This window comes from Thalassospira mesophila, assembly GCF_002115755.1.
GTDB classification, from domain to species: domain Bacteria; phylum Pseudomonadota; class Alphaproteobacteria; order Rhodospirillales; family Thalassospiraceae; genus Thalassospira; species Thalassospira mesophila.
Window position 1 is genome coordinate 1 of the sequence record NZ_JFKA01000011.1, and the last position, 19,534, is coordinate 19,534.

The 19,534-nt window shown below is 54.5% G+C and carries 17 protein-coding genes; 7 read left to right on the forward strand and 10 right to left on the reverse strand.

Translation table 11 applies throughout. The features are described from left to right. Window positions 1-242 precede the first annotated feature (242 nt). The 8 genes from TMES_RS18000 to TMES_RS18035 form a co-directional block, all read right to left on the reverse strand. On the reverse strand, window positions 243-1,736 hold the full coding sequence (locus TMES_RS18000) for an FAD-dependent oxidoreductase (RefSeq protein ID WP_085585134.1): 1,494 nt from the start codon (window positions 1,734-1,736) through the stop codon (window positions 243-245). Between the two features lie 116 nt (window positions 1,737-1,852). Continuing rightward, window positions 1,853-2,929 (reverse strand): ABC transporter ATP-binding protein, encoded by a 1,077-nt coding sequence (locus tag TMES_RS18005; RefSeq protein WP_085585136.1) that lies wholly within the window; start codon window positions 2,927-2,929, stop codon window positions 1,853-1,855. Between the two features lie 53 nt (window positions 2,930-2,982). Beyond that, entirely contained in the window at window positions 2,983-3,936 is a 954-nt protein-coding gene (locus tag TMES_RS18010; RefSeq protein WP_085585138.1) for an SIS domain-containing protein, read from the reverse strand. 31 nt (window positions 3,937-3,967) lie between these two features. Continuing rightward, window positions 3,968-4,846: a carbohydrate ABC transporter permease gene (locus tag TMES_RS18015; RefSeq protein WP_085585140.1), complete on the reverse strand. Its 879-nt coding sequence runs from the start codon at window positions 4,844-4,846 to the stop codon at window positions 3,968-3,970. Continuing rightward, a complete protein-coding gene (locus TMES_RS18020) occupies window positions 4,846-5,751 on the reverse strand; it encodes a carbohydrate ABC transporter permease (RefSeq protein WP_085585142.1) in 906 nt (301 codons plus the stop codon). The genes TMES_RS18015 and TMES_RS18020 overlap by 1 nt, the downstream gene beginning before the upstream one ends. 23 nt (window positions 5,752-5,774) lie before the next feature. Next, complete coding sequence (locus TMES_RS18025) at window positions 5,775-7,049, reverse strand: extracellular solute-binding protein (protein ID WP_085585144.1); 1,275 nt, start codon at window positions 7,047-7,049, stop codon at window positions 5,775-5,777. Between the two features lie 16 nt (window positions 7,050-7,065). Then, window positions 7,066-8,016 (reverse strand): N-acetylglucosamine kinase, encoded by a 951-nt coding sequence (locus tag TMES_RS18030; RefSeq protein ID WP_085585146.1) that lies wholly within the window; start codon window positions 8,014-8,016, stop codon window positions 7,066-7,068. Between the two features lie 2 nt (window positions 8,017-8,018). Next, window positions 8,019-8,798, reverse strand: a complete 780-nt coding sequence (locus tag TMES_RS18035) for a DeoR/GlpR family DNA-binding transcription regulator (RefSeq protein ID WP_085585148.1) — start codon at window positions 8,796-8,798, stop codon at window positions 8,019-8,021. Between the two features lie 146 nt (window positions 8,799-8,944). Between TMES_RS18035 and TMES_RS18040 the strand changes: the two genes are divergently transcribed. The 7 genes from TMES_RS18040 (at window position 8,945) to TMES_RS18070 (ending at window position 17,979) form a co-directional block, all read left to right on the forward strand. Continuing rightward, a complete protein-coding gene (locus TMES_RS18040) occupies window positions 8,945-10,219 on the forward strand; it encodes a D-tagatose-bisphosphate aldolase, class II, non-catalytic subunit (RefSeq protein WP_085585150.1) in 1,275 nt (424 codons plus the stop codon). A 388-nt stretch (window positions 10,220-10,607) separates the two neighbouring features. Continuing rightward, complete coding sequence (locus TMES_RS18045; protein WP_085585152.1) at window positions 10,608-11,654, forward strand: LacI family DNA-binding transcriptional regulator; 1,047 nt, start codon at window positions 10,608-10,610, stop codon at window positions 11,652-11,654. Window position 11,655: 1 nt separating this feature from the next. Next, window positions 11,656-13,002, forward strand: a complete 1,347-nt coding sequence (locus tag TMES_RS18050; protein ID WP_085585153.1) for an ABC transporter substrate-binding protein — start codon at window positions 11,656-11,658, stop codon at window positions 13,000-13,002. Between the two features lie 66 nt (window positions 13,003-13,068). Next, window positions 13,069-14,388 carry a carbohydrate ABC transporter permease gene (locus TMES_RS18055; protein WP_085585304.1) on the forward strand — a complete coding sequence of 440 codons (1,320 nt, stop codon included), beginning with the start codon at window positions 13,069-13,071 and terminating at the stop codon, window positions 14,386-14,388. Between the two features lies 1 nt (window position 14,389). Further along, on the forward strand, window positions 14,390-15,619 hold the full coding sequence (locus TMES_RS18060) for a carbohydrate ABC transporter permease (RefSeq protein ID WP_085585155.1): 1,230 nt from the start codon (window positions 14,390-14,392) through the stop codon (window positions 15,617-15,619). 3 nt (window positions 15,620-15,622) lie between these two features. After that, on the forward strand, window positions 15,623-16,981 hold the full coding sequence (locus tag TMES_RS18065; protein ID WP_211275954.1) for an MGH1-like glycoside hydrolase domain-containing protein: 1,359 nt from the start codon (window positions 15,623-15,625) through the stop codon (window positions 16,979-16,981). Further along, window positions 16,927-17,979, forward strand: coding sequence for an ABC transporter ATP-binding protein (locus tag TMES_RS18070; RefSeq protein WP_085585157.1), 1,053 nt, complete (start codon window positions 16,927-16,929; stop codon window positions 17,977-17,979). The genes TMES_RS18065 and TMES_RS18070 overlap by 55 nt, the downstream gene beginning before the upstream one ends. Window positions 17,980-18,663: 684 nt before the next feature. On the opposite strand, the gene TMES_RS18075 is transcribed toward TMES_RS18070, so the two are convergent. Further along, a complete protein-coding gene (locus TMES_RS18075; RefSeq protein WP_085585159.1) occupies window positions 18,664-19,062 on the reverse strand; it encodes a RidA family protein in 399 nt (132 codons plus the stop codon). Then, window positions 19,052-19,528 (reverse strand): acyl-CoA thioesterase, encoded by a 477-nt coding sequence (locus tag TMES_RS18080; protein WP_085585306.1) that lies wholly within the window; start codon window positions 19,526-19,528, stop codon window positions 19,052-19,054. Before TMES_RS18080 ends, TMES_RS18075 begins: the two co-directional genes overlap by 11 nt. Window positions 19,529-19,534: the final 6 nt, after the last annotated feature.

The window sequence follows — 19,534 nt, forward strand, 5'->3', positions numbered from 1 at the left end:
ACATCGGGGATAACGGGGATGCCGCTGCTCAAAGTGGTGCGTGCGGCCTTCCCGTGGTTGCTGATCCTGCTGGTGTTCCTGGTTATTATTACCTATATCCCGGCGATTTCAACATGGTTGCCAACCTTGTTGATGGGCCCGGAAAAAGTGATGAATTACTAAACTTCATCACGTCTTCTGACCTTCAAGGGGCATTCCGGTTGCGGAATGCCCCTTTTTTCCGCCTGCAAACACCAAAGGCATCAGGCCCGAACATACTTTCCCAAGTACGTCGTCAGGGTCTCAATTTCGGGTGAACCAACAATGCACCCGATATACCCATCGGGCCGCACAAGTATCCAATCGCCGGGGACAAGCGCGTAAGCATTATCGAAATGCCCGTCATGATCAACAATATCGCCGCGCGGGCCGATGGTATGGATATGCAAGCCCGGACGCGACGGCACCAGATCGCGTGTGGCCTGATAACCGATTAACGTCCAATGTGGCCCCTTGAACACTTCAAACAGGCGTATTGGTTGGCCTGCCGCGCCCAAAACGGGTGCATCCGGGGCACGGTCACCCGCAAACGGGCCTTTTAATCGTTCCGGTTTTTCCGCAGAAATTGGCGACGCAGGATAACCGATATCAAGCTGATGCACCTCGCGCCCGCGCCGTGTATCGCCACGTTTTTGCGCATCAAGAAGCCGAGTTGAAAGCCCGAGCATTTCGGCAGCCACCGGGCGGCGTTCATCCTCATAACTGTCTAACAATTCATCATCAACACCGGCGATGACGGCTGCAAGTTTCCACCCCAGATTATAGGCATCCTGCACACTGGTATTAAGGCCCTGCCCCCCGGTGGGCGGATGAATATGGGCCGCATCCCCCACCAGAAACACGCGCTTGTCGCGATAACAGTCGGCCAGCCGCGCGTTCATGGTAAAGGCCGAGGCCCACGACACCGTTTTAATGGCAATATCATCGCGGTGCGTGCGCTGTGCCACCAGTTTTTCAAGGCCATCGGCTGAAAGATCAACCGCGCCTTCAAGCGGGACTGGCCCCTGTATCTGGAACATGTCGGTTCCCGCAAGCGGGCACAGCGACAATTGCCGTTCCATATCGCCTTCGTTAAACCGGTGCCATGCCTCCCGCCCGATGCCGGTTAAGGTCACATCGGCAACAATCGCGCGCACCCCCAACATTTTTCCGGGAAAACCGATATCAAGCGCGTGGCGCACAAAACTGCGTCCGCCATCCGCCCCGACAAGCCAGCGCGCACGAATGGTGTCTTGCCCCGCCGCGTTTGCCAGCTGTGCCGTAACACCGTGTTCATCCTGGTTGAAAGCCACCAGTTCACAACCAAACTCCGGCTGATGGCCAAAAGCGATCAAACGCTCGCGCATTACCCGTTCCGTCAGAAACTGGGGCACCATCAATGCCAGATGACAGGGTTCACCGGGTGTTGCATCTTCGTGTTCAACGCTCGCGGCATCGCGAAAAGTGCCGTCGGGCAGATATTCCCGCAGGGGCGGATAAATACCGCCAATTGCGACAATATGGTCAAGAATACCAAGGTCTTCGAATATTTCCTGGGTTCGGGGCTGAATACCCTTGCCGCGAGACCCGCGGAACGGATCATTCATCTTTTCGATCAATCGAAAAGAAACACCCCGGCGCGCCAGGTCAATTGCCAAAGTCAGGCCCGCCGCACCTGCCCCGCAAATCAGCACATCAACTGCATAATCCGTTGTCATAGCCGCCTCTTAAATGTGTAATATGCACATAATAACGAAGATCGGCTAATGTCAACAAACAACGTGCAAAATACACGTATATATTTGCGATGCGGAACAGGCGTGCGTGCGCGCTTTTAATTCAAACGTTGGCCATCGTCCTTGCCAAACACATGAACCTGATTTTCCTCAACACCAAGATGCAGGATTGTCCCAAGTGGTGCGGTGAAACGATCGTTCAGGGCAACCGTCATGGATATCTTGCCGGTTCGCCCATAAAGATGCGTTTCCGCCCCGGTGGGTTCAATCAGGTCCAGTTCAACCGGGATCGTGCCGGGTTCATCCTTTGGCGCAATTTTCAAATGTTCAGGCCGCACCCCGATGGTCACTTCGGTGCCGGTTGGCGCGCTAACCGCGCTCGCAACCCGAACTGAAGATGTCGGGGTGCGAACACAAACGACATCACCGTCGCGTTCCAGAACCCCCTCGATCAAATTCATTGAGGGTGACCCGATGAATGTCGCAACAAAGATATTTGCTGGCCTGTCATACACCTCAAGCGGAGCGCCGATTTGTTCGATTTTGCCATGGTTCATAATGACAATGCGATCAGACATGGTCATGGCTTCCATCTGGTCATGCGTCACATAGATGGACGTGGTTGCCAGACGGCGTTGCAAAGCTTTGATCTCGACCCGCATCTGAACGCGTAGTTTGGCATCAAGGTTCGACAGCGGTTCATCAAACAAAAACACCTGCGGACGCCGTACAATCGCCCGTCCCATTGCCACGCGTTGTCGTTGCCCGCCAGAAAGCGCCTTGGGCAAACGATCCAGATAAGGTGTCAGATTAAGAAGTTCGGCAACATCTTCGACCGCCGGGCGCACTTCGGCCTTGGGCACGTTACGTAACCGCAGGCTAAAGCCCATATTTTCGGCAACGGTCAAGTGCGGATAAAGGGCGTAATTCTGGAACACCATTGCCATATCGCGGTCCTTGGGGGCCACGTCATTAATGACGCGGCCATCCACGGCGATGGTGCCATCGGTAATTTCCTCAAGACCGGCAATCATCCGCAGCAAGGTGGACTTCCCACAGCCGGACTCTCCGATCAGCGACACAAATTCACCGTCATGAACGCTAAGGTCCAAACCGTGGAGGACTTCCACGCTGCCATAGTTTTTTTTCAGTTGTGAGATGGTCAGATTGGCCATTGAAGAACTCCGAACAGGGGAACCAGCCAAATGTGTTCCCGGACCAGAAAGGCTTAGGAAAGAACAACCACCTTGGTCAGGTGACGCGGGGCAGTGGTGTCGAGTTTTTTAAATTCAGCAATCCGTTCGCCAAAAACCTGCAACGCGGGCAGCAATTCAACAACCCGGGCCAGCCCGGTTTCTTCCAGCGGAACAGAAATATCCCCCGGCCCACCAAGCCCGATAACCTTGCCGCCCTTGTCCTGAATTTCCCGGGCCAGCTTGGCTTCCTCGGCGGCGGTATCTTCGCTATAGAGCAAAACCACCAGCGACCTTTCATCAATCAGGCTGATCGGGCCGTGGCGATATTCCATCGGGTGGAAGGTTTGCGCATAGCTCAGGCTCATTTCCTGAAGTTTTAATGCCCCTTCGGATGCAATTCCGTAAAGCGGACCCGCGCCAAGATAAACAAAATGTTCGCGCCCGGAGATAAAACCGGCATCAATGGTGCCCAGTTGCGCCAGCGGTTTTTGTGCTTTTTCAAGGATCGTCGGCGAAATCTCGGCTCCGGCCAAACGCAACCCGGCAATCAGCATCAAGGATGCCGACGATGTCATAACAACGCCTTCGTCACCATGGGTGGGCAGGTAAACCGTTTCGGCAGCAGCGGCGACAATCGAGCTATCCTTTTCGCAGGTCAGTGCAATGGTGCGGATGCCGTGCTTTTTGCTGTAATCAACGGCCTGCACGGTCTCGGTGGATTCCCCGCTGCGCGACAGGGCCAGCACACAAATATCATCGCGTTTGGCCAGATAGGCATCTGCCCGGCGCGCCCATTCACCGCCCGGCACCGCCAGGGCATTGCGCCCGCACAAATTAAAAGCCGATGCAATTGCCTGTGCCAGATAATAAGACGTCCCACACCCGACAACCACGGTGGTTGCCTCGGCAATGCCCGGCAGGTCAACTGCCGTTGCGCCCTCCCAATAGGCGAACTGTTCTACAATGACACGCTCGGTCACATTCATTTTAACATCCTTTTATACAGGCTAAGGGTCGCTATTTGGTCGCGCCGGCCATCAGGCCGCTGACCAGAAAGCGATTGAGGAAAAGCACCACCAGAACCGGCGGTATAATTGCGATAATCCCGGCGGCATTGATCAGGCCGTAATCGACATAGTTGCGGCTGACAAATTCCGGGATCAGAACCGTTAGCGGTTTGGTTGTTAAGGTCGGCGAAAATACCAGGGGCACCAGAAACTGCCCCCAGGCATTCAAAAACGTAATGATGGCAGCGGCAATCAGGCCGGGGGCCGCCAGCGGCATGACGATGCGCACCAGCGTATAAATACGCCCCGCCCCGTCCATCCATGCGGCTTCTTCAAGCGATAATGGCATGGACTGGTAAACACTGCGCATCAACCACAAAGCCAGCGGCAGAAATGCCGAAACATAAATCAGCGTGACCCCGACATAGGTATCGACCAGATGCAACGCGATCATCAGGCGATACAGCGGGATCATCACGGTATAGGCGGGAATCGCCAACGTGCCGACCACGACAAAAAATAACACATTGCGCCCGGGAAATTTCATCCGGGCAAAGGCATAGGCCGCAAATGCCGCTATTGCCACAGTCACAAGGGTCGCCGCGACCGATGTGATCACGCTGTTGATAATGGCGCGCGAAAATTGCGGCCAAACCGACGCAACCGTATTGCCCTGCGACATACTGGTGCTGCCAAACAGCTTGGCGTAATGCTCCAGCGTCATGTGGGTTGGCCAGAAATGCGGCTGGGCCGAAACCAGATCGGTCGGGGAGGTAAAACTTGTTGCCAGCGACCAATAAATCGGGCCGACCGACCATACCAGCAAAAACAGAACCGCAACGACTGTTCCGATTTTATCACCGGCAAAGGCAAAATTACGGTGTGTCATCAGTCAAATCTCGTTTCACGGTAAACCTTGAGAACGTAAAACAATGACACCAGCAACGATGCAAGCATCGCCAGAAGCGACAGTGCCATGCCAAGAGAAAATTTGAGGTTCTGAAACGCATCCAGATAAACCTGAATAATAACGGTGCGGGTATCGAGACTGGCGCGGTTCAGGATCCAGGCCTCGTCAAACAGGTTGAAGGCAAAAACCGTTGATTGGCTGAGCGCAATCGCCAGCCCCCCCGATATCAACGGCAAGGTGATCAGGCGGAAACACTTGAACGAACTTGCGCCATCAAGCCTTGCCGCCTGATACAAATCTTTGGGAATACTTTGCAAAGCGGCTAGCAAAATAACCGCCGTCAACGGCATCATGCGCCAGACATGAACCAGAGTTACCAGGAACAGCATCACGTATCTGTTATTGAAAAACAGCGTCGGGCCGGTTAGCAAGCCTGTCGAATGCAACACCCCGGTCAGAAGACCGTAACTGGGGTTATAAATCCACATCCACACAACAGCATTAACGACCGGCGGCAGGCACCACGGCAACACCACGGCGGCAAGCAACCAGCGACGCCCGATTTGCACCTTGTTAAGCAACAAGGCCGTTGCCAAACCACCCGCCGTTTCAAGAACCACGGCCAACACCACATAATAGAAGGTGTTGCGCCACGACTGGTTTACCGTCGTATTGTTAAACAGGTCGATATAGTTCTTGAACCCGACAAAAGGTGTCCCCGCCCGCATGGGGCTGACATTGTAAACACTGTCAATCATTGTCGACAGCAATGGCAGCAGGACCAGCCCCCCCATGATCACAACCATGGGGATGACAAAGGCAATGCCCAGCGAGGCCTCGCCGCCAAAGCGGCGCGTTTTTTCACGTGTTAGTGCGGAAGCCATTCCTGGTTATCCTCTGCGTTCCGTTATTGCTGGGACGCTGACTGTGCGGCATCCGCAATCTGCTGAAGGGCATCTTCAACACTGACCTGGCCCTTGGCTGCCTGATTAATGGCCGCCGACACAGCAGATGAAAATTCCGGATACCAGCCTGGTGTGCCATCGGCGAACAACGGTTCAACACTGGCCGCCTGTGCCAGCAAAACCTTGCCATCGTTCAGCTTGCCGTCTTCTTCAAGTTGCTTAAGAACACTCAGGCGCGGCGGCAGATTACCCAGTGAATTATAGCTGTTGATCTGGGTTTCAGGTTTCAGCATCCATTTGATAAATGCCTTGGCCGCATCCTTGTTTTCAGCCGATACCGGAATACCGATCGCTTCGGGAAGACCAATGGTGCGGGTCTTGCCCGTGGTAGATGGCATCAGGGCTGCTGAAACATCGTCCGCCACCTGCGATTTTGACGGGTCGGCATAAACCGACAAATTACCGGCCCAGCCGGCAACATCAAAGGTTACCTTGCCACTTTTAAACAGTTCCTGAACGTCAACATCCTTAAGACCGGTTGATGACGGATCAATCAGGCCGTCTTTCAGGGCCTGAATTTCAAAGCTGAGCGCCTTGTACCCACCCGATTTCGGATCAAGGAACAGCGGCTTGAAATCCTTGTCAAACAAATCACCGCCAAAGGCCTTGGTCAGCAAATACCACGCGGTTGAGGTTCCTTCGGTTGCCGAAAGCGGCAAGCCAATCGGATAATCCGCGATTTTTGCTTCCTTGATTGCCTTGGCCGCAGCAAGAAGGGCGTCCGGGGTTTTCGGTGCCTGCTTGATACCCGCCTTTTCAAGCTGGGTTTTATTATAAATCAGTACGCGGAAATCGTTATTATAGGGGAGAGCCAGCAAGCTGCCGTTATAATTAAAGATCTTCGAAGTCGGCACATCGGCGATGGTTTCTTTGGAAAAATCATCGTTTAGCGCGCCGTACCAGCCCGCCGCGCCAAACTGCCCAACCCAGGACCAGTCAACTTCGGTGGCACTGGCCGGGGCGGTGTTGGCAATCATCGATGTGACGATTTTGGTGTGAATTTCATCCCAGCCCAAAGTCTGGCTATCAAGCATGACACCGGTTTCGGCGGTAAACTGGTCCGTCATTTCCTTGGGAAAGGTACCCCAGGGCGGCAGCAGAACCGACAGGTGTTGCCCGTCAAGCGGTTTGGCATCGTCAGCAAGTGCGGCGCCTGATACACCGACCTGCAACATGGCTGTTGCCGCAAGGGCTGCCATAAATGTCCGTCTTTTCATGATATTTGCCTCCTTATTATAATGATTGAAAAGCTTTATTCAGGGACATGGATAGACCTTCAATGAAGGTGTCGTCGGCGCGCCAGCCAGCCAGCTGTGCGGCGCGCAACAAGGCACCCCCGATCGGTGGCAAGACGGGGATGTGTGGCTCGGACCCGATACGGTCGCGAACACCGTTCAAAACACAGGCATTCTCAAACACACCGCCGGCATAGCTCCACCGCATTGGTGCATCGGCGGTACCCAGCAACCGTGCGGCGGCATTGGCATGTTCAACCAGACAATCACAGGCGCGCCCAAGAATAACCTGCGCATCCTTATCGCCCGCCTCGGCCAGTCGCCCGGTGATCCGGGCAATGGCAGCGATTGCAGATCGCCGGTTTTTTTGTGCGTAAACCCAGTCGATCAATTCATCCGGGCGCAACGACATTTCTGCCAATACGCGATGGGCAAAGGTTTTTGTTTCATTCCGGCAGTCCAGACCACGCCCGACCAGTGCCAGACTTTCCCGCCCGATCCAGTACGCACTGCCTTCATCGCCAAAACTGTCGCCCCAGCCGCCAATGCGAAAATGGGGGTCGCCGGTTTTGTTTAGGCTTGCCCATGCCATGGATCCCGTTCCTGCCAGCACAAGCACACCACCAGTCCCGGCAAAAGCCCCGTCAAATGCCACCCGCACATCGTTTTGCACCAGCACCGGGCACGGAAGCGCCTGGGCGGCGACAATATCTTGTTCCTGCGACAGGGCTTTAAGCTCGTCATGAAACGGCATGCCCATAACTGCGGCCTGCAAGGCTTGCTGATCAAGGGCCGGTTTGACCATTTGGCAAAACAGTTCCGGCCAGTCCGCGCCCGATGTCGGGTCCAGACTTGGCCCGGATCGCAGCATGGTGACGGCCCCTTGTTCATTGGCCATCGCCATCAGGGTTTTGGTGCCGCCAGCATCAAGGGCAAGAACAAACGCCATCGTTATTTTGCATCCCGGATCGCAACTTCACTGATTGGGGCCCCTATGTCTTTCAGGCGGGTTCGCCAATCGTCGGAAATCGCTTCGTCGGTGATGACGTGCAGATCATTGCTGAGCGGGCCAACACGATAGGTCAGGCGGTGCCCGAATTTTGAAGAATCAACCAAAAGGGCGGTTTTCGATGAGCGTGCGATCATAAGCTCGTTGGCGCGCGCTTCGTGGTCGTCAAGGCTGTAAATACAGCCATCCTCGGCGATGGCCCCGGCCCCCAAAAACAGTTGATCAAACCACAGCCGTTCCAGCGCACTTTCGGCAATCGGCCCGACCATGGAGGCATTTTCGGGACGTAGCTGACCGCCGATCAGCGTGATGCGAATATCGCGAACATCCATCAAAACCTGGGCAACCGTCACGCAATTGGTAAAAACCGAAAGCGGCATCGGGTCCAGGCGTAACCGGCGGGCGATTTGCAATACCGTGGTTCCAGCATCGAGAAACACACTGCTTTTGGGGATCAAAAGATCGTAGGCGGCGTCGGCAATAGCGCGTTTGGCCACAAGGTTCGAACGTTCACGCTGCTCGAAACCAATTTCGATTCCGATGGCATCGGCAATGCGGGCTCCGCCATGGGTGCGAACAATCGCCCCTTGCGCCTCAAGCGCCAAAAGATCGCGACGCACTGTTGCCAGTGATGCGCCAACCGAATCGGCAATGGCCTGAATATGGCTAAACCCGTGATTGTAAAGATATTGCCGGATATCCGATAGCCGATCGCCCTTCATCGAAATTCCGCCTCCCTGTTTTGAATTTTCTGTGACACACATTCCGATCAAAAAAAATCATTGTCAAGCATTTTTCTGATCGAATATAACTCAGCAACGTCAGATTAACGACGAATTTTGATTGAACCCAAACGAAAGCGAGCAAGATGACGTACAATCCGTTTTTGGACATGCTGCGATCACATGCCGACGGCAACATAACGGGGATCCCTTCAATCTGCTCTTCGCATCCGCTGGTTATCGAGGCTGCCTTGCTTGAAGGGATTGCCAACAAAACACCGGTCCTGATCGAGGCAACCTGCAACCAGGTTAACCAGGATGGCGGCTATACCGGAATGACCCCGTCGGGTTTTCGCCGGTATGTCGAACAGATCGCCGACAAGGTTGGTTTTGATAAAAAAAACCTGTTTCTCGGTGGCGATCATCTTGGCCCCAACCCGTGGAAAAACTTGCCTGCAGAAGATGCAATGGCAAAGGCAAAAGTCCTGATTGGCCAATATGTTGAAGCCGGATTCGTAAAAATCCATCTCGATGCATCAATGCCGTGTGCCGATGATGTCGCCCCGCTTTCAGATGCGACGATTGCCACCCGTTCGGCCCTGCTTGCCAAAATTTCCGAAGACACTGCATCGGGGCAAAAACCGGTTTATATTATCGGCACCGAGGTTCCCATTCCCGGCGGTGCCATGGAGGCCATTGACCATCTTGAGGTCACATCGGCCGATGCCGCCATTGCCACCTATGAAGCCCACCGCAGCGCCTTTGCCGCATTAGACCTTGGCGATGCATTTTCGCGCGTGATCGGCCTTGTGGTGCAGCCCGGTGTCGAATTTGGCAACGAAAACGTAATTTATTATAACCCGGCTGCGGCAAGCGACCTCAGCGCGGCGCTCAAACAAATTCCCGGCATTGTTTTCGAAGCCCACTCCACCGATTATCAGCCGGTTGCGGCATTATCGTCGCTGGTGAAGGATGGGTTTGCGATCCTCAAGGTTGGGCCGGGTGTTACATTCGCCATGCGCGAGGCCCTGTATGGCCTTGACCAGATTGCGTCTTTTCTTGACCAAATTCCCCCGTCCGACATGCTGGCCACAAAGCTTGAACACCTGATGCTTAACCAGCCTGGCCACTGGGAGAAATATTATCACGGCGATGCAAATGCCCAACGCCTGCAACGGCATTTTTCCTACAGCGATCGCATTCGCTATTACTGGCCCACACAAGAAGCCACCACAGCCGTGGACAGTTTGCTATCGCGTTTAATGCAACGCAACCTGCCCGAACCCCTGATCAGCCAATATCTGCCAAAGGTTTATCCACTTTTCGCTACCGCCAAACAAAAACCGACGGCCCGCGACCTGATCATAGAAATGATCCGCCTGGTCATCCGCGATTACGAGACAGCCTGCCGACGAATTTAACCCTGCCACGCGGTGACGCGACAATTCCCGTTACCCGCCAGCACACAGCGAACCAACCGCAGCAAACACCCGCACGAAAACCCCCGTGCGGGTGTTTGCATTTTTTGCCTCGCCACCGGCATTCTTTCCACCAGCACCACCTTCATGCGCACCATTTCCACATGTATCCGGCGCGAAAAACACACCTTTCCCGCATCACCGCAAAAAATCCGTCCGCAAGACGGGAACAAACCCGAAAAAATACAGTTATTTGACTTACGAAAGCGCTTTCGGTAGCGTGATACGCGTTATCGGAAACTGGCGTAAATTTTATACGCGTTAAAATGCAGATTGCTTTTTCGTCCGACCAGGAGGTTGCGTGTCGCGTTCAACGCCCCGGAATGAAACCATGTCAATCGCCCGACTGGCCCGTCATCTGGGCCTGTCGGAAGGGACCATTTCGCGTGCGTTAAACAATTACCCCGACATTGCCGAAAAAACCCGCGAACGGGTGCAAAAAGCCGCCCGTGAACTGGGATATCGCCCGTCCTCCAGCGCACGGCGACTGGCACGCGGGGTTATCGAAACCATCGGCTTTGTTCTGCCCACCTGTCGCACCCAGCATTCCGACCCGTTTCTGGCCGAAATCCTCAATGGGCTTGCCACCGAACTGGCCCTGCATGACTGGGATTTGCTGGTATCCGCGGTCCCAGATGGCCAAAACGAGGTTGACGTGATCGACCGTCTGGTCGGGTCGTGCAAGGTTGGCGGGTTTGTTATTGCCCGCACCCGCCGCCACGATGCCCGGGTCGATTATTTACGCCAAAGCGGCGTACCCTTTGTGGTGCAAGGCCGCACCGATGATCCGTCTGATTATTCCTGGCTCGATATCGATAACGAACAGGCGTTTATTGATGCCGTTAGTTATTTGCGCCGTTTGGGGCATGTAAAAATCGCCTGCCTGAGCGGCGACCCGACCATGAATTTCGCCTGGCAGCGCCGCAGCGGTTATTTGCACGCCATGGCCCAGCAGGGCGGCCATATTGGAGTGGGTTATCTGATTGATGGCATTACCGATGCGGTTTCGGCGAAAGACGCAACAAACCGCCTGCTTTCCATCACCGAAAACGACCGCCCCACCGCCCTTTTATGCGTTACCGATGCGGTTGCCATCGGGGCGATGCAGGCCATCAATGGGGCGGGATTGGGGGTCGGGCGCGATATATCGGTCATGGGGTTTGACGGTTTGCCAATCGGGCAAGCTGTGCATCCCGCGCTGACCACCCTTCATCAGGACAGTTACGAAATTGGCCGCGAAGCCGGGCGGATGGTGCTGGGTCTTTGTACCGACCCGTCATCTTTGCCCAAACAGACCTTGTGGCAAGCCAAACTGACGCCGCGCGCGTCGGTCAATCCGCCGGGCACAAGCCCGGCCCAACATAACCAGGGAGGCTAGAATGACACTGAAATTTCCCCGTATTCTGGCAGTTGCTGCCATTGGCCTGATGGCCACTACCAGCATTGCCAGTGCCCAGCTTCGCTTCTGGACCACCGAGGAGCAACCCGACCGGCTGGCAAAACAGCAGGAAATGGCCAAGGAATTTGAAAAGGAAACCGGCACCTCGGTTGAAGTTATACCGGTGACGGAAACCGACCTTGGCAAACGCGCCACCGCCGCCTTTGCCGCTGGCGATTTGCCCGATGTGATTTACCTGACATTGCAATATGTGCTGCCATGGTCGGAAGCAGGCATTTTAGACACAGTCGCCAATGACGAGATCGTCAAGGAACTGGGCGCCGAAACCTTCACCCCCAAAGCCCTTGAAATGGCCGATTTTGACGGTGAAACAGCCGCCGTTCCATCCGATGGCTGGACCCAGATGGTCCTGTATCGCAAGGATTTGTTTAAGGAAAAAGGGCTGGCCCCGCCTAACAGTTATGCCAATATCGAAGCCGCGATCAAGGCGCTGAACAATCCGCCCGATATGTATGGTTTTGTCGCCGCGACCAAGGTCGATGAAAACTTCATGAGCCAGGTTCTCGAACATGTGTTTCTGGCCAATGGTGCCACCCCGATCAAACCGGATGGCAGCATCGGTTTTGATAAGAAGAAACTGGTTGAATCGCTTGATTTCTACAAGACCCTTGCCAAGGCATCACCCCCCGGCGATTTATACTGGCAACAGTCCCGCCAGGTTTATTTTGCGGGCAAGGCAGCCATGATCATTTGGTCGCCGTTTATCCTTGATGAACTGGCGGGCCTGCGTGACAGCAACCCGCCCACCATCAACGATGACCCGACCTCAACCGAACTGGCCGAAAAAACCGGCGTTGTTACCCGCCTGTCCGGGCCATCAAACAAAGAAGGGGCCGCGTGGGGCGACATCCGCTATTTCGGCGTGACGGCTGATGCCGATACGGACCCGGCGATGGCGTTTGTCAAATTCTCGCTTGATAAAGGGTATACCCAAACCCTGTCGATTGCACCCGAAGGCAAATTCCCGGTGCGCCCCGGCAGCAAGGATGACCCCGAAAAATTCCGCAAGGCATGGATGACCCTGCCTGCCGGGGTGGATCGCAAAAAACCGCTGGCCGATATTTATTCCAAGGAAGTGATTGATAACATCATGGATGGTCTGGATAACGCAGACCGCTGGGGGGTAAGGGAAGGCGAACTGGCACAGGCATCACGCATCATCAATTCGCAGGTGATTAACCGCCTGACGCGTGAATTTATCGATGGCGAACGCGATGCCGACGCCACCGCAGACATGATCAACGAAGAAATCGCCAAAATTCAGTAAGCGATCCGTTTTGCGCCAACCAACCGGTCAGGGGCCTCCCTGACCGGCATGACCAGGCAGGCCAACATGACCACGGCAACACCCGATACCCCATCACAATCCCCCGCCCCGCCGCGCAAAAAAAGGCGCCGCATCGGCCCGATGGAACGGCGCGAAGCACGGCTGGCCTATAGCCTGCTGATGCCAACCTTTGCCATTGTGCTGGGCATTGTTTTGTTTCCGCTGATTGCCAATTTCTGGATCTCGGCAAAGCCGGTCAGGCTGGGGGATTTGCGACCACCACGCATTATTGCCTCTGAACGGCTTCGCGGCGATCTGGCAAAAGCCGGTGATGAAGCCCGGATCGAATACCGGGTTCGCAACTCGTCGCAAACCCGGGACATCAGCAATGTCACCCTGAGCGATACCCTGCCTGTCGGGTTAAGCCTGACCAAACCGGATTCCCATTGCCGGGTCACAGGCCGCAAAATTATGTGTGAACTCGGCGATTGGGAAGGTGGTAGCCGCGAACGTTTTTCAATCGGGGTCAAAGCCGAACAGGCCTATATCGATAAGCCCGTCAAACCGCGCGACAGCGAACCTGTGCTGACCGGCAAAGCCAATAACATCCTGACCAATTTTGAGTTCACTTTTGATAATTTCATTGGGGTCTTCAACTCGCGCGAATTCTGGTCGGTTTTCTGGGTCACCATCGCCTATACGGTTTTTGGCACCGGTGGGGCGTTAATACTGGGCCTGTTTGCCGCATTGTTGCTTAACAAAAAATTCCCCGGCCGGTCCATTTTGCGCGGCTTGTTTCTGTTTCCCTATGTCGCACCGGTCATTGCCGTCGCTTTTACCTGGTTGATCCTGCTGGACCCGTTTTCGGGCACCTTTAATGCCGTTTTGCAAAAAATGAATATCGCGAACGAAGGCATCAACTTTTTTGGCAGCCGGTCGGTTCCGCTAACCTTTTTTGGCATCACCTTTGAATTCCCCCTCGCCCTTGCCACGGTTATCGCGTTCGAGGCATGGCGCTATTTCCCGCTGTCCTTTTTGTTCATTCTGGCCCGAATGCAGTCCATTTCGTCAGACATGTACGAAGCCGCCGAGGTCGACGGGGCAACGCCCCTTCAGCAATTCTGGCACATTTCCATGCCGCAACTGATTGGCATTTTATCAACCCTGTTCCTGCTGCGCTTTATCTGGACGTTTAATAAATTCGACGACATTTTCCTGCTCACCGGCGGGGCGGCAGGCACACGCACGCTCACGGTTGATGTTTATGAACAGGGCTTTGCACTGTCCAATCTGGGCGCGGGGGCGGCTGTGGCCGTGGTGATTTTCTTAATGTTGCTGATTTTCGCCGTCGTTTATTTCCGTTTCGTCCACCGCGAGGATTCCTGACATGCGTATCGGAACCGGTTTTCTTCTTGCCATTCTTTCCGGGTTGCTGTGGGGTATCATCGCCATTGCCATTGCGGGCATCTCGCTAACCCTTATTTCCGGCTTGCCATCGGCCCCTGTACTGTCGGCCGGGGCCATTGCCGGGGCGGTCAGTGCCGCCATTATCATGCTGCGCGTGCCCAAATTGCGCACAAACGGGCTTTATCTGGCGGCATTCATGGGGGCGATCATCGCCATGCTGGCCATATCCTTTGCCGCACCTTTTACCGAACCCTTTGCCACGGCCCCGATAGGCCAGGCGATTGCCATTGCCATTATCGCCGGGGCCGTCACACTGGCCAACCGCGCCTGTCTGAATGACATCGAAAGTGGCATCCTTAAACGCTACACCCTCGATGTTGTGATTGTGCGGGTATTGCGCGGTTTCGGTTTTGTCTTTTTTACCGTCATCGTGGTTTTGCCGTTTTACGTCATGGTGATGACCAGCCTGAAAAGCCAGCAAAGCCTGTTTCAAAACCCGCTCGATTTATCGGTCGATCTCAAACAAGGAACAGGCAGCCTGTTTAACAGTTATGTTGAACTGTTTACCAAATTTCATTTTGGCCGGTTTTTGCTGATCTCAACCATCGTTTCGGTCTCTACCGTATTGATCACGCTGGCATTTTCCATTCCCGGGGCCTATGCCGTTGCCCGCCTGCGCTTTCCCGGGCAAAACGTGCTGTCAAAATCGGTTTTGCTGATTTATCTGGTGCCCATGATCGTGCTGGTCATTCCGCTTTATTCGGTTTTCAGCCAGCTTGGCCTGCGCAATTCCATCATCGGCTTGCTGATTGTATATCCTGCCACCACGGTGCCGGTGGCCCTTTATATGTTGCAGGGTTATTTCCGCGGCCTGCCGGTCGAGCTTGAAGAAGCCGGGTTGATGGATGGTTTGGGCAGACTGGGTGTGATCTGGAAAATCACCCTGCCGCTGGCCCTGCCCGCTTTGGCATCAGTGTCGCTTTATGTGTTCATGATCGCCTGGAACGAATTTTTGTTTGCCTTCATGTTCCTTGATGATCCCAAAATATTCACCCTGTCACGCGGGGTGGTATCGCTTAATTCATCCGAGGTTCCACGCCAGCACCTTATGGCGGGGGCCGTTGTCGCCACGATCCCGATTTTGGTGATCTTTTTGTGGTTTGAACGGTTTCTGGTTCAGGGCCTGACATCTGGCAGCGTGAAAGGATAATCCATGATCGATCCCGAAACAGTTACCCGGCTGGATGCCCAGGCACAGCAGATTTTGCGCGCCAACGACAAAGGCGGTTATACCGTTCCCACCAAGGGACTTTATCCTTTTCAATGGAACTGGGATTCCGCCCTTACAGCACTGGGCATTGCCTGTTTTGATGCCGATCGCGCATGGCAGGAAATTGAAAAACTGTTATCCGCACAGTGGGATAACGGCATGGTGCCCCATATTGTGTTTTGGCAGCATGAAGAAGGTTATTTTCCCGGCCCCGGCGAATGGCGAAGCGAACGTACCCCGCCCACATCGGGCATCACCCAGCCGCCGGTGGCGGCAACGGTTGTGCGCCAGCTGGCAAGCTTTTTGCCCGGTGATCATGGCGCGCGCGTGACACCGATGCTGCATGCGCTTGACCGCTGGCATCAATGGTTTGCCGATGCCCGCGACCCCGACGGCATTGGCGTGGTTGCCATTATGCACCCGTGGGAAAGCGGGCGCGACAACCTGCCAGACTGGGATGCCCCGCTGGCCCATGTTGATACGTCGAATGTGGGCGCCTTTATGCGCCGTGACATTCAACTGGTGAACGCGGCCGAACGCCCGGTCAACGACGATTACAATCACTATATGGCGCTGGTGCAATTTGGCCGAACTTGCCAATGGGATGTGAAAACCATCGCCGAAAAATGCCCGTTCTGGGTGGCAGAACCGGGCATGAACGCCATTTTGCGCCGTGCGGAGCGCGACCTGATTGCCCTGGCAATGCAGTTTAACCTGCCCGAGATCGCAAGCCGGGCCACCCGCCGCCTCACCCGCCTCGACCACGGCTTTAACCAGCTTTGGTCAGACATCGCCCAAGGCTACACCACGCTTGATTTACGAAATAAAAAACTTGAACATCGTTTATCATCAGCAAGTTGGTTATCATTGTACGGAGGACCGGAAAACGATATCCGAGCCAAATCGCACTATTCCAATCGGATTGAATGGCGGCAAAAAATTCGCTTTGCCCTGCCCAGCTTTGACCCCGGCGACCCGGCCTTTGACGACATTCGTTATTGGCGCGGCCCGGTATGGGCCATGATCAACTGGATGGTGGCAACCGGCCTTGCCGAACATGGCCGACCGGACCTGGCAAGCCTGCTGGCCGATGATACCGCCGCCCTCGTCGAACAATCCGCCTTTCGCGAATATTTCAGCCCCGTCACCGGCAAGGGTGGTGGTGGCAAGGATTTTTCATGGACCGCCGCGATGTGGCTTTACTGGGCATCGCCGAGCGCCCGCCAAAAAAACGGAGACACAATAACATGGGCCAGATCGAACTTCGCAATGTGCGCAAATCCTTTCGCGATGTCGAGGTGATCAAGGGGATCGACCTGACCATTGAAGAAGGCGAACTGATGATTTTTGTCGGCCCGTCGGGCTGCGGCAAATCAACCCTGCTGCGCCTGATTGCCGGTCTGGTTGAAGCAAGCGACGGGCAAATCCTGATCGACGGTGACGATGTCACCGGCAAACCACCCGCGGAACGCGAATTATCGATGGTGTTTCAGTCTTATGCGCTTTATCCGCATAAAACCGTGCGCGAAAATGTCGGTTTTGCCTTGGAAGTTTCGCATATGGCCAAGGCCGACATCAAAGCCAAGGTCGATGAAGCCGCCGCGACCTTGCAACTTGACCAGTTACTTGATCGCAAACCAAAGGAACTGTCGGGCGGCCAGCGCCAGCGCGTTGCCATAGGCCGGGCCATTGTACGCGAACCCAAGGCATTTTTGTTTGATGAACCGCTATCAAACCTTGATGCCGCCTTGCGCGTTGAAATGCGGCTGGAAATTGCCCGTCTGCACAAAAAGCTGGCCGCCACCATGGTCTATGTCACCCATGATCAGGTCGAAGCCATGACCCTTGCCAGCAAGATTGTGGTGTTGCAGGCAGGGCAGATCGAACAGGTAGGCACCCCGTTAGACCTCTATCGCAAACCGGCCAATCTGTTCGTGGCCCAATTCATCGGCTCACCGAAAATGAATGTCGCAAAATGTCAGGGTACAGGCGATGCCATTACATTTCCCAGCGGCGATAGCTTTGCCACGGGCCGCAATGCCGATAGCGCCACCCAATTTGGCATCCGCCCCGAACACATCACCCTGACCGCACCTGAAAACGGCATTTTGAACGGCCAGATCGAAGTGATGGAACATCTGGGATCAGACAGCTTCGCCTATGTTCAAATCAACGATATCGGCCTGTTCACCGTGCGGGTTGTTGGCCATTCTGAATTACAGGCCGGGGCCGTCATCGGCCTCGCATTTGATAGCGAAAACCTGCACCTGTTTGACGGCAACGAACAGGCGATATTATAGCGCCCTTCGCATTACCTGATGGTCAACCCAATACAGCAGCACCCTGCCAGTCATTACGGCTGGCAAGGATGCATGTTCGAACGCGCCAGCACCTGCATCGTTACCAGCGCAACGTCAACCCAAGCGTTCATATTGCCCGTTAAAGCCAGAAAACAGAGGACATAGCAATCACCGTACCAAAAGCGGGCAGTACACGATCCAGCCTTCGGCCGTGATATTGCCAGATATTAAAGACCTGTCCCAACCAACAGGTTGTCAGTACAGGAAAAAACAACTGCAAGCTATCACCTGACATAGGATCGATCTCAAAACGAACCCCGGAAAACGGCGGATAGAAGGTCAATTGTCTGGAATATGGCGCTGAGCGAGAAGAAAAAGTTACCGTGAGACCGTATTTTTCGTTTCCCCACCGGAACAGAAAATACGGTCAAACAACAATTGCAGTTGCACGATAATATCAAACCACCACCAAAGCCCCGCAATCTCGTTAGATAATTTCGAGACAGTCTAATAGCGACTTTGGTAAGGTTATTTTCTCAATAAACTATATTTACGTATATTTAAAAATATCTAATAAAAATATCTGCCACCTTGACACCCAATCCGGCATCACCACAAAAATACCGTTAATAGCATGTGGTGCTGTTGCCGGTATCGCTTTGCGTTTTCGCAATATGATGCTTGCTAGTCGGGAATAACCGCCGTTGCTTCAATCTCGACCAGCGCCCCGTCTTCAACCAAAGCGCGTACCACCACCATTGTCATGGCCGGGAAATGCTTTCCCAAAACCCGGCGATAGGCTTCGCCGACTTCGCGCTGATGGTCCATATATTCGTGCTTTTCTGTGACATACCAGGTCAGGCGGCAAATATGTTCGGCTTGTCCGCCTGCGGCAAATACCACGGCCATTATATTGCGCAACGCCTGTTCCATCTGGCCGACAAAATCGTGGGCTTCAAACACCTGCTTTTCGTTCCAGCCAATCTGCCCGCCGACAAACAGGGTCTTGCCGCTTGCCAACACGCCGTTGGTATAGCCTTTCGGCGCGGTCCAGCCATCGGGCTGCACGATTTTATGTATCATGTTGGTCCTGTTTGTTGATGTGATGTTGCAACGCTGTGCGCAAATCGGCTGGCCAGGGTGCCGACCCGGCAATGTCCTTGCGGGTAAAAACCAGCGTCGATGTCATAGTGAAACGATCTGGCCCATCCGGGTCGTCGGCCTGTACCGCCGTGATTTGCAAATCGATGCTACTGCGCCCCAACCGCGTCACATGAAGCCGAAATTCCAGCACGTCGCCTAACCGGCTGGGATGCCGAAAGTCGATATTGATGGCAACGGTTGGCACCGCTGCGGCCATGTCGTCGTGGATTTTGGCAAAGCTGAAGCCAAGCGACGTTTCAAACCATTCTTCAACCGTGGCATTGACCATTTCAAAATAGCGCGGATAAAAAACAATCCCCGCCGGGTCGCAATGCGCAAACCCCACCTTTTGATGATGGGTAAATGCGGGCAGCAATGGCGTTGCAGGTGCCAGCGCTGGTTCCATTTTTTG